At 61.3% G+C, this 9,030-nt stretch carries 9 protein-coding genes and 1 pseudogene; 3 read left to right on the top strand and 7 right to left on the bottom strand.

Going from position 1 to position 9,030, the window contains the following annotated elements; all coding sequences use genetic code 11:
* Positions 1-123: 123 nt before the first annotated feature.
* Positions 124-249, bottom strand: coding sequence for a hypothetical protein (locus H6X51_RS20270; RefSeq protein ID WP_268898617.1), 126 nt, complete (start codon positions 247-249; stop codon positions 124-126).
* A 154-nt stretch (positions 250-403) separates the two neighbouring features.
* Between H6X51_RS20270 and H6X51_RS17125 the strand changes: the two genes are divergently transcribed.
* Both H6X51_RS17125 and H6X51_RS17120 read left to right on the top strand, forming a co-directional pair.
* A complete protein-coding gene (locus H6X51_RS17125; RefSeq protein WP_185268681.1) occupies positions 404-1,225 on the top strand; it encodes a type IV toxin-antitoxin system AbiEi family antitoxin domain-containing protein in 822 nt (273 codons plus the stop codon).
* Positions 1,209-1,577 carry a nucleotidyl transferase AbiEii/AbiGii toxin family protein gene (locus H6X51_RS17120; protein ID WP_221627401.1) on the top strand — a complete coding sequence of 123 codons (369 nt, stop codon included), beginning with the start codon at positions 1,209-1,211 and terminating at the stop codon, positions 1,575-1,577. The genes H6X51_RS17125 and H6X51_RS17120 overlap by 17 nt, the downstream gene beginning before the upstream one ends.
* A 153-nt stretch (positions 1,578-1,730) precedes the next feature.
* Here H6X51_RS17120 and H6X51_RS17115 read toward each other — a convergent pair.
* Positions 1,731-1,990 (bottom strand): annotated as a pseudogene (locus H6X51_RS17115) (type II secretion system F family protein); the annotation flags it as partial.
* Between the two features lie 223 nt (positions 1,991-2,213).
* On the opposite strand from H6X51_RS17115, the gene H6X51_RS17110 reads away from it, so the two are divergent.
* On the top strand, positions 2,214-3,539 hold the full coding sequence (locus H6X51_RS17110) for a ferredoxin reductase family protein (RefSeq protein ID WP_185268680.1): 1,326 nt from the start codon (positions 2,214-2,216) through the stop codon (positions 3,537-3,539).
* A 67-nt stretch (positions 3,540-3,606) separates the two neighbouring features.
* Here the strand turns inward: H6X51_RS17110 and rimO are convergent, their stop codons facing one another.
* The 5 genes from rimO to H6X51_RS17085 form a co-directional block, all read right to left on the bottom strand.
* Positions 3,607-4,950 carry a 30S ribosomal protein S12 methylthiotransferase RimO gene (gene rimO, locus H6X51_RS17105; protein WP_185268679.1) on the bottom strand — a complete coding sequence of 448 codons (1,344 nt, stop codon included), beginning with the start codon at positions 4,948-4,950 and terminating at the stop codon, positions 3,607-3,609.
* A 108-nt stretch (positions 4,951-5,058) separates the two neighbouring features.
* Positions 5,059-5,412: a DUF1428 domain-containing protein gene (locus H6X51_RS17100; RefSeq protein ID WP_185268678.1), complete on the bottom strand. Its 354-nt coding sequence runs from the start codon at positions 5,410-5,412 to the stop codon at positions 5,059-5,061.
* A gap of 264 nt (positions 5,413-5,676) precedes the next feature.
* On the bottom strand, positions 5,677-6,630 hold the full coding sequence (locus H6X51_RS17095; protein ID WP_185268677.1) for an alpha/beta fold hydrolase: 954 nt from the start codon (positions 6,628-6,630) through the stop codon (positions 5,677-5,679).
* A 28-nt stretch (positions 6,631-6,658) separates the two neighbouring features.
* Positions 6,659-7,474, bottom strand: a complete 816-nt coding sequence (locus H6X51_RS17090) for an SDR family NAD(P)-dependent oxidoreductase (protein ID WP_185268676.1) — start codon at positions 7,472-7,474, stop codon at positions 6,659-6,661.
* Positions 7,475-7,502: 28 nt separating this feature from the next.
* On the bottom strand, positions 7,503-8,978 hold the full coding sequence (locus tag H6X51_RS17085) for a flavin-containing monooxygenase (protein WP_407925985.1): 1,476 nt from the start codon (positions 8,976-8,978) through the stop codon (positions 7,503-7,505).
* Positions 8,979-9,030 lie beyond the last annotated feature (52 nt).

Here is a 9,030-nt window from a genome sequence, read left to right as displayed (position 1 = left end):
CTGAACCGCCGTATACGGAACCGTACGTACGGTGGTGTGAGAGGACGGCGGCTGTGAAGCCGCCTCCTACTCGATTCAGGGACTTTTGCGGGACTTTTTATCCAGCCTTCCTCCTCAGTATCGTCAGCGCCGGCCCTCAATGACCGGCTTGACCACCATGTCGAGCCAGGGTCTTTTCTCTTCGTCCAGCCACTTCCAGGCGCATAGGTTGAGAATGCGGATGGCCTTCCAGGGCGATGTTTTTGCCACAGGCGATTGTGCCGCTCAAGTTGGTGTCCGGGATTAGTAGACCACTACAGAAGATTTCTCATCGCTTTTTTTAGTCACTTAAAGTGACTGATTTTTGCATTCTATAAACTTATAATATTTGCATGCTGTTTATGCACGCTATATTTTAGTCATCATGAGTGATCAAAACACTGGAAAGATAAACCGACTGCTGGCAAGCCTTGGCGACTCGACGCTGGTTACCAGTCGTTGGCTGCGTGAGCACGGTTATGCCAGCAACCTGGTCGCTCGCTATATAGCCAGCGGTTGGCTGGAGTCGCCTGCCCGTGGTGTCTACTTTCGCAAAGGGGGGCGCCTGTCATGGCAGGGCGTGCTGCGCGCCTTGCAGGTTGGCGAAGGGTTGCCACTGCATGTGGGAGGGCGTTTCGCCTTGGCATGGCGGGGCCATGAACACTACTTGCGCCTGGGGGCTTCGGCGACCGTAACACTCTATGGCCCGGGGCGTCTCCCCGGGTGGGTGGGCAGGCTGCCACTAAAGGAGCACGTCGTCGGTTGTGGCAAGAGGCCCTTCGATTTCCCGCCGCTGTATTTCTCCACAGAGGCGACGGATGATGCACTGCGCGAAAGAGGGCTTGAGCGCCTTTCCCATGACAGTGAGGCCGATGGGCTGGTCTTCGCCACGCCGGAACGGGCGATGCTGGAGCTGTGCGATGCTCCGCCGGATGCTGCCTTGGTCTACGAGGCGGATGCCCTTATGCAGGGCATGGCCAACCTGCGACCTAAACGAGTAGAAGCGCTGCTGCAGCATTGCCGCAGCATCAAGGCCAAACGCCTGTTCCTGGCGCTGGCGCAGCGCCATGGCCACGCCTGGCTGCCCCATGTTTCCCTGGAGAGTGTCGACCTCGGGCGAGGCAAACGCTCTCTGGTGCCCGGTGGCCGCCTGCACCCGACCTACCACATCACCTTGCCGGCGGATCTGGATGAGCAACTGGGATAGACGCTACACGGACCGGGTAAAGTTGCTGGTCGAAATCCTGCCACTGTTGGCCCTTGAGCCCGGTTTCGCGCTCAAGGGCGGAACGGCTATCAACCTGTTCGAGCATGACCTGCCACGCTTGTCCGTGGACATCGATCTTACCTGGCTGCCGGTGCAGGACTATGCCCACGACGTACAGCAGATCGAAGCGGCCCTTGGACGGCTTGCAGAGTCCCTGAGGGGAGCGCCACTCCGCCTGCAGGTGCAGACCTCGGCGGCAGAGGGCACCCGAGCGGTAACCCGGTTGATTGCCAGTCGTGGCCGGGACCGCGTGCAGATGAGCGTTTGTGGCGGACCTTCCTGGTCTACCTGACCTGCAGTCCCAGGCCGGCCTGGGAGATGGAGGATCTTCGCCAGTTGCTCGAGACCCTGGCGCGGATACGATAGGTTAGTTCTGCGTTTGCCTTTCAAGCGTCTCCATCAATGGACGCCCTTCGGCAATAGCTTCTTGTAATTCACGACCTCATCACTGAATACTCGACGCCAACTCGAATATCGGGATGTACATCAATATCACTATGACCCCGATCCGATGAAGGTCATCAGCAGTGGTTCGAAGAGCCGTACGAACCAGTCTATCCAGCGGCTGATTTCCTCGTCGTAGAAATCGGCGGTGCGTTCCATCATCAGGCCCAGGTTGCCGGCTTGCTCGCCGGCGCGCAGCATGCGCACCGAGACCGGTGTGGTGGGCGATTGGCTCTGCAGGGCGCTGGACAGCGCATGGCCTTTACGGATCAGTGTGGCGGCGCCCTGCAGGCGTTGCTGGGCCTGGCTTTCGAGCGGCTTTGTTATTTCTACCGTGGTGACCTCTCAGGTAACTCGGGCTTTTCTGGCTTATCCATTCCTCCTTGCTCCTTATCAAGTCGCTATCGTATCTATCCGACTACAATGACACTGCTGTCGTACTGGTATTTTCGGCCACGCTGTGGCTTGTGCCGGGGAGTTTCAAATGAAGTACATCCGTACTATCTACGTACTGTTATTCGCTGCTCTGGTGCTGCTGTGGCTGCTGACAGGCAATCTGTTGCAGACGCCGCTGCAGTTCTTTCCATTCCGTTCCGCGATGATCAATTTCACCGGTGTCCTGGCCATGGGGGCCATGAGTGTGGGCATGATGCTGGCGTTGCGTCCGTCCCGGATGGAGCCCTTTCTCGGCGGGCTGGACAAGAGCTACCGGCTGCACAAGTGGTTAGGGGTGACGGCGCTGGCACTCTCTATCGTCCACTGGCTGTGGGTGGAGGTGCCGAGATGGCTGGTTGGTTGGGGGATGCTGGTCAAGCCATCCAAGGGGCCCAAGCCGCCCCAGTCCTGGCTGGTGGAGTGGTTCAACTTGCAGCATGGGTTTGCCGAGCAGGTAGGGGAGTGGGCCTTCTATGCGGCAGTGGTGCTGATTCTACTGGCGCTGATCAGGTATTTCCCTTACCGCTACTTCTTCCGGACTCACCGCCTGCTGGCTCTGGTGTACCTGGTCCTGGTCTATCACTCTATCGTACTGATGAAGCCGGCCCAGTGGCCGACCGCCCTGGGCATGGTAATGGCGCTGTTGATGCTGGGTGGAAGCATCGCTGCGGTGGTTTCCCTGGTGGGAGGTATCGGTCGTCGGATGCGGGCGGTCGGGATAGTGGATGCGCTGGAGTATTTCAGGGACAACCATGTGCTCCAGGTGGGCATTCAGCTTCGCGATCGCTGGATGCCGCATCAGGCTGGACAATTCGCCTTTGTTACCTTCGACCATAAGGAGGGTGCCCACCCCTTTACCCTGTCTTCATGCTGGGATCATCGTGGCAAGCTGTGTTTCCATATCAAGGAACTGGGTGATTACACACGTACCCTGCCAGAAGTGCTGAGAGTCGGTCAGATGGCTATTGTAGAGGGACCCTATGGCTGTTTCGATTTCGGCGGACCGCAGCAGCGGCAGATCTGGATTGGTGGTGGTATAGGTATCACCCCTTTCATGGCTCGCCTGCAGGCGCTGGCGGTACAGCCGGATGGTCGTGAGATCGACCTCTGGTACAGTACCGCCGAACCTGACCCTGGCTTCATTGAGCGGCTCACACGTCTGGCCGAGCAGGCCGGGGTCCGGCTGCACATAGTCTTCAGTGAGCGGGATGGTCGCCTCACGGCGGATCAACTGCGCGAGGCGGTGCCGCAATGGCAGGAGGCCTCAATCTGGTTCTGTGGCCCCAGCGGTTTCGGTAAAGCGCTGCGTGAGGGGCTGACCGAGTGCGGGCTGGACTCGGCCAACTTCCATCAGGAACTGTTCGATATGCGCTAGCCCTGCCGGGTAATCGGAACGCGGCAGGCGAAGCGCTGATCGTTTGTCCAGGCGGGACGGGCTGGTGTCAGACCAGCTCCGCCCACAGATCATACTCATCAGCCGCCGTCACCCGCACACTGACGATATCCCCCGGGTTCAACGGCTCGTCGGTGTCGATATAGACATTGCCGTCGATCTCCGGCGCATCGGCCATGGAGCGTGCAATCGGGCCTTCTTCGTCGACCTCATCGATGACCACCTGGATGACCTTGCCGATCTTCAGCTGCAGGCGCGCGGTGGAGATGGCCTGCTGGTGGGCCATGAAGCGCTCCCAGCGGTCCTGCTTGATCTCATCGGGTACCGCTTCCAGGCCCAGCTGTTCGGCGGGGGCGCCGTCCACCGGAGAATACTGGAAGCAGCCGACGCGATCGAGCTGGGCTTCGCTGAGCCAGTCGAGCAGGTACTGGAAGTCCTCCTCGGTCTCGCCGGGGAAGCCGACGATGAAGGTCGAGCGGATGGTCAGTTCCGGGCAGATTTCCCGCCAGCTCTTGATCCGTGCCAGGGTCTTGTCTTCGAAGGCCGGACGCTTCATCGCCTTGAGCACCTTGGGGCTGGCGTGCTGGAAGGGGATATCCAGGTAAGGGAGGATCTTGCCCTCGGCCATCAGCGGGATCAGTTCATCGACGTGCGGATAGGGGTAGACATAGTGCAGGCGTACCCAGACGCCCAGCTCGCTGAGCGCTTCGCACAGCTCGGTCATGCGTGACTTGACCGGGCGGCCGTTCCAGAAGCCGGTGCGGTACTTGATGTCCACGCCATAGGCACTGGTGTCCTGGGAGATGACCAGCAGCTCCCGCACGCCTGACTTGACCAGGCGCTCGGCTTCGCTGAGCACCTCACCGACCGGACGGCTGACCAGCTTGCCGCGCATCGACGGGATGATGCAGAAGCTGCAGCTGTGGTTGCAGCCCTCGGAAATCTTCAGGTAGGCATAGTGACGCGGCGTCAGCTTGATGCCCTGCGGCGGTACCAGATCGATCAGCGGATTGTGATCGGTCTTCGGAGGTACCACCTCATGCACCGCATTGACCACCTGCTCGTACTGCTGCGGACCGGTCACCGCCAGCACGCTGGGGTGCACATCGCGGATGGTGCCTTCCTCGACGCCCATGCAGCCGGTGACGATGACCCGGCCATTCTCGGCGATCGCCTCGCCGATGGCATCCAGCGATTCGGCCTTGGCCGAGTCGATGAAGCCGCAGGTGTTGACCACCACCACGTCGGCACCTTCGTAGCTGGGCACCACGTCATAGCCTTCGGTGCGCAGCTGGGTGAGAATGCGTTCGGAATCGACCAGCGCTTTCGGGCAGCCGAGGGATACGAACCCTACACTGGGGTTCTTCTTGGTGGGGGTTGCGGTTTCAGTCATCAGGGGCCACGGCGTGTCGGAAAAAACGTGGCGTATTCTAGCCGGCGGCCCTGCGCTGCGCCATAGCTGCGGCGAGCCGCCGGTCATTCATTTCCCTGAGTGGTCTGCTTACAGACGGACGGCCTCGCGAAAGCCGCCCCAGAACATGCGCTTGCCATCGAAGGGCATGTTTTCCGGGTCGGCCTTGAGGCGCGGGTCGGCCATGACCTGGGCGAGGATGCGGTCCCTATCTTCTTTTCCGGCGTAGACGATCCATGAGAACACCACGATCTCGCCAGGCTGCAATTTGACGCTCAAGGAAAAGGAGGTATGTTCGCCTTCTGGCACGTCGTCTGCGAGACTTTCGACGTATTCGAGAGCGCCGTACTCTTTCCATATTGCTCCTGCCTGTTGCGCCAGTTTCAGATAATCATCCAGTCGGTCCCGCGGGACCGGGACGACAAACCCATCGATATAGCTCATGTTGCCTCCTGTTATATAGCAGTTTGCGAAGCAGAGGACACGCTGTCCGAGCTTAGACGATGGTCGGTCTCGCCGGATGCTTTGGCGATGGGTGGTTGGGGCAAGGGACAATACTGATCACTTAGCCCGTCATCCTTCGCGAAGGCGAAGGATCCACCGGCTACCCCGGGCCAGCCGGCACCCTGGATCCTCGGCCTTCGCCGAGGATGACGAGGCGGAGAGAGAGGATGACGACGTGGAGAGAGAGGCTAAGTGCCATGCGGGTCAGGCTTGGGTCTGCACACGTTGCATGGCGCGCTGGATGAACTCGGCGGTGGTCTCCGGCTGGGTCAGCGGCAGCATGTGTCCGCCATCGATCAGTTCAAGTGTCGTCCCTGGTGCGGCATCGACCAGCGCCTGGCCCTGCTGCTGTGGGTCGAGGATGCGGTCTTCACGGCCGTAGAGCACCGCAATCGGCAGGTTCAGCTGATGATATTGCTGCTGCATCTGCGGTAGCACGTGCTCCAGCGCGGTCAGGTCGGAGGAGGCGGCAACGAAGTGGCTGGGGCGCAGCCCGAGGAAGCCGCCGCCACGCAGGCCAAAATCGGCGGGCGGCTGCTCCGGGCCGAAGACAATGTCCAGTATCCTGTCACGCTTGCGTATCGACAGCGGTGTGGCCAGGGTCCAGGCCACCAGTTTGCGCAGCCACGGCCAGCGAATGGTCAGCGCGGCGAAGGCCGGGGACACTTCGCCGGGCAGGTGGGTCAGGGGCGCGACCAGCGCCAGTCCGGATAGCTTGTCCGGGTGCCGCAGAGCGGTGGCCAGGGCGACCGCGCCGCCGAGCGAATGGCCGACCAGCAGGGGCTTGTCGAGTCGCAGTATGTCGATCAGTCCAGCGACGATATCGGCCTGGACTGCCACTGATGCGGATGAACGCGGGTGGCGTATCGAGTAGCCGCTGCCGGGGCGGTCGATGGCGATCACATGATAATGCCTGGCCAGTTGTGCCATCACACTGTAGCCGAAATGCTGGGCAACGCCACTGAGACCGTGGATCAGCAGGATGGTCGGACCGGTGCCCTGCTCGAGGTAGTGCAGGCGATTGCCCATTACGGTGATGAAGCGTCCCTCCGGGGGCATGCCGGCCTCGACACGCTTGGCCAGGAACAGGGTGTAGAAATACAGTCCGGCGACAATCGCCGCGAGGCCGATGAACACTATGCCGAGCAGTTGGGTCATGGTGAAATCCTTGTGCGTAGGGTTGGTCTCAGTCGTTGCTGGCGATCAGGCCCGGTAGCAGGCGCCAGTAACTGACCGGCATCAGCCGCTCCAGCCAGGCGAGTAGGCGGGCATCGTTGCCGACCACCACGCGTGGCTTGTCGCGTTCGATGCCGCGGAGAATGATCTGTGCCGCCCTGGCTGGAGGCATGCGCAGCATGCTCTGAGCCCGGGCCAGTTTCTTCTGCCGCAGCTCGTCACTGATGGCGTCCGAGGAGCGGGCGCTGGTGGCGATCGAGGTAGCCACACCGCCGGGATGCACCACGGTGACACCAACCGGGGTCCCCTGCAGCTCCAGGCGCAGTGCATTGGAAAACCCGCGTACCGCGAACTTGCTGGCACAGTAAGCGGTCTGGCCGGCCGGGGTGATCAACCCGAACAGGCTGGAAACGTTGACGATGCGGGCGGCAGGGCGCTGTTTCAGCAGGGGTAGAAAGGCGCGGCACATGCACACCACCGCATCGAAGTTGATCGACATCAGCCAGTCGAAATTGTCGGTCGAGACCTGCTCGAAGCTGCCACCCAGGGCGACACCGGCATTGTTGATCAGCAGGTCGACCCGGCCGTGCTCGGTGATGACGGCCTGAGGCAGGGCGGCCACGGCCTCGCGGCTGGAGACATCCAGCGGATGTTCGCTGACACGCACCCCCAGCGCGCGAGCCTGCGCAGCGGTGTCCGCCAGAGCCTGGGCATTCAGGTCCGCCAGCGCCAGATGGCAGCCACGGTCGGCCAGGGCCAGCGCCAGTGCGCGGCCGATGCCGCTGCCTGCGCCGGTCAGTACCGCTACACAATCATTGACTTGCATCTGTTGTGGTCCTTTGTTGTTATTTCTGTCATTGGAACTGCAGCACGCCGTCATCGACGCGGCCGTATTCAATGGTGAGCTTGTCCTGCAGGTAGTTCTGGTGCACCTGCCAGGGTCTGCGGTCGCCCTGTTTCGGCAGTGTATCCGCAGCACGCTGCACGTAGCCGGACGTGAAGTCGAGGAAGGGTTCGGTCTTTACCGACGGGTCGCGGCGCGGTACGGCGACGCGGTAGCCCTTGCGATCCATATGCCGCAGCAGGCGACAGGTGTAGTTGGAAGTCAGCTCGGCCTTGAGGGTCCAGGAGGCATTGGTATAGCCGAAGGTCAGGATCAGGTTGGGAATGTCGCTGAGCATCATGCCCTTGTAGGACATGCAGTCGCTGAACACCACCGGCTCGCCGTCGACGCTGACCTTGACGTCACCCATGGCATTGAGCTTCAGGCCAGTGGCGGTGATGATGATATCGGCCTCCAGCTCCTGCCCCGAAGACAGGCGCAGGCCGTTCTCGGTGAAGGCTTCTATGGTATCGGTCACCACCGAAGCGCGCCCGGCCCGAATATCATGGAACAGGTCGCCATTGGGCACGGCGCACAGCCGCTGATCCCAGGGTTTGTAGGACGGCGTGAAGTGCTTCATGTCGATGCCAGGGCCGATCTGTGTCCTGGCCATCTGCAACAGCCTGTCCTTGAACATCTCGGGTTTGTTACGCGCCAGTCTGTAGAAGAAGGCACTGACCAGCACGTTCTTCCAGCGGGTCAGACGATGTGCCGTGGACAGCGGCAGCCACTTCTGCAGCCGCTGGGCCATGCCATCTTCCAGCGGCCGGGTCACCACATAGCTGGGCGAGCGCTGCAGCATGGTGACGTGCGCGGCGGTTCGGGCCATTGCCGGCACCAGCGTTACGGCGGTGGCGCCACTGCCGATCACCACCACGTGTTTACCGGCGTAGTCCAGATCGCTCGGCCAGAATTGCGGGTGAATGATCTGCCCGGTGAATGCCTGCTCGTTGGGGAAGTCCGGGCGATAGCCCTCGTCGTAGCTGTAGTAGCCGGCGCAGACCGACAGCAGTCGAGCCTGGAAGCGCTCCTCATGTTCATTGCCCTGTGCATCGGTGGCCAGCGCGGTCACCGTCCACAGCGCGTCCTGGCTCGACCAGCTGGCCTGGGTGACCTTGCGCTGGAAGCGGATATTGTGGGTGATACCGGATTCGTCGGCGATGTCCTCGATATAGCGCTTGATATCCGGGCCATCGGCGATGGCCTTGCGCTGGGTCCAGGGCTTGTAGCTGTAGCTCAGGGTGTACATATCCGAGTCCGAGCGGATACCAGGATAGCGGAACAGGTCCCAGGTACCGCCGATGGCGTTGCGTCGCTCGAGAATCAGATAGCGCTTGTCCGGGCACTGGTCGGTCAGGGCGCGCGCCGCGCCGATACCGGAAAGGCCGGCACCGATGATCAGTACATCCAGGGGCATTGGTTGAAATTGTTCTTGTTGTCTGCTCATGGCGTTATCCGCAAGTTGGCTGGTAGTGACAATCTAAATTGTCATATATAAT

Source organism: Halopseudomonas xiamenensis, from assembly GCF_014219065.1.
Classification (GTDB): domain Bacteria; phylum Pseudomonadota; class Gammaproteobacteria; order Pseudomonadales; family Pseudomonadaceae; genus Halopseudomonas; species Halopseudomonas xiamenensis.
Note: the sequence above shows the minus strand (reverse complement) of the source record. Positions and strands in the feature narration are given on the sequence as shown.

What these genes read in the sequence shown, in the direction of transcription:
- H6X51_RS17125 (WP_185268681.1), top strand. Translation starts at nt 404, where the DNA reads ATGAGTGATCAAAACACTGGAAAGATAAACCGACTGCTGGCAAGCCTT.
- H6X51_RS17120 (WP_221627401.1), top strand. Translation starts at nt 1,209, where the DNA reads ATGAGCAACTGGGATAGACGCTACACGGACCGGGTAAAGTTGCTGGTC.
- H6X51_RS17110 (WP_185268680.1), top strand. Translation starts at nt 2,214, where the DNA reads ATGAAGTACATCCGTACTATCTACGTACTGTTATTCGCTGCTCTGGTG.
- rimO (WP_185268679.1), bottom strand. Translation starts at nt 4,950, where the DNA reads ATGACTGAAACCGCAACCCCCACCAAGAAGAACCCCAGTGTAGGGTTC.
- H6X51_RS17100 (WP_185268678.1), bottom strand. Translation starts at nt 5,412, where the DNA reads ATGAGCTATATCGATGGGTTTGTCGTCCCGGTCCCGCGGGACCGACTG.
- H6X51_RS17095 (WP_185268677.1), bottom strand. Translation starts at nt 6,630, where the DNA reads ATGACCCAACTGCTCGGCATAGTGTTCATCGGCCTCGCGGCGATTGTC.
- H6X51_RS17090 (WP_185268676.1), bottom strand. Translation starts at nt 7,474, where the DNA reads ATGCAAGTCAATGATTGTGTAGCGGTACTGACCGGCGCAGGCAGCGGC.
- H6X51_RS17085 (WP_407925985.1), bottom strand. Translation starts at nt 8,978, where the DNA reads ATGAGCAGACAACAAGAACAATTTCAACCAATGCCCCTGGATGTACTG.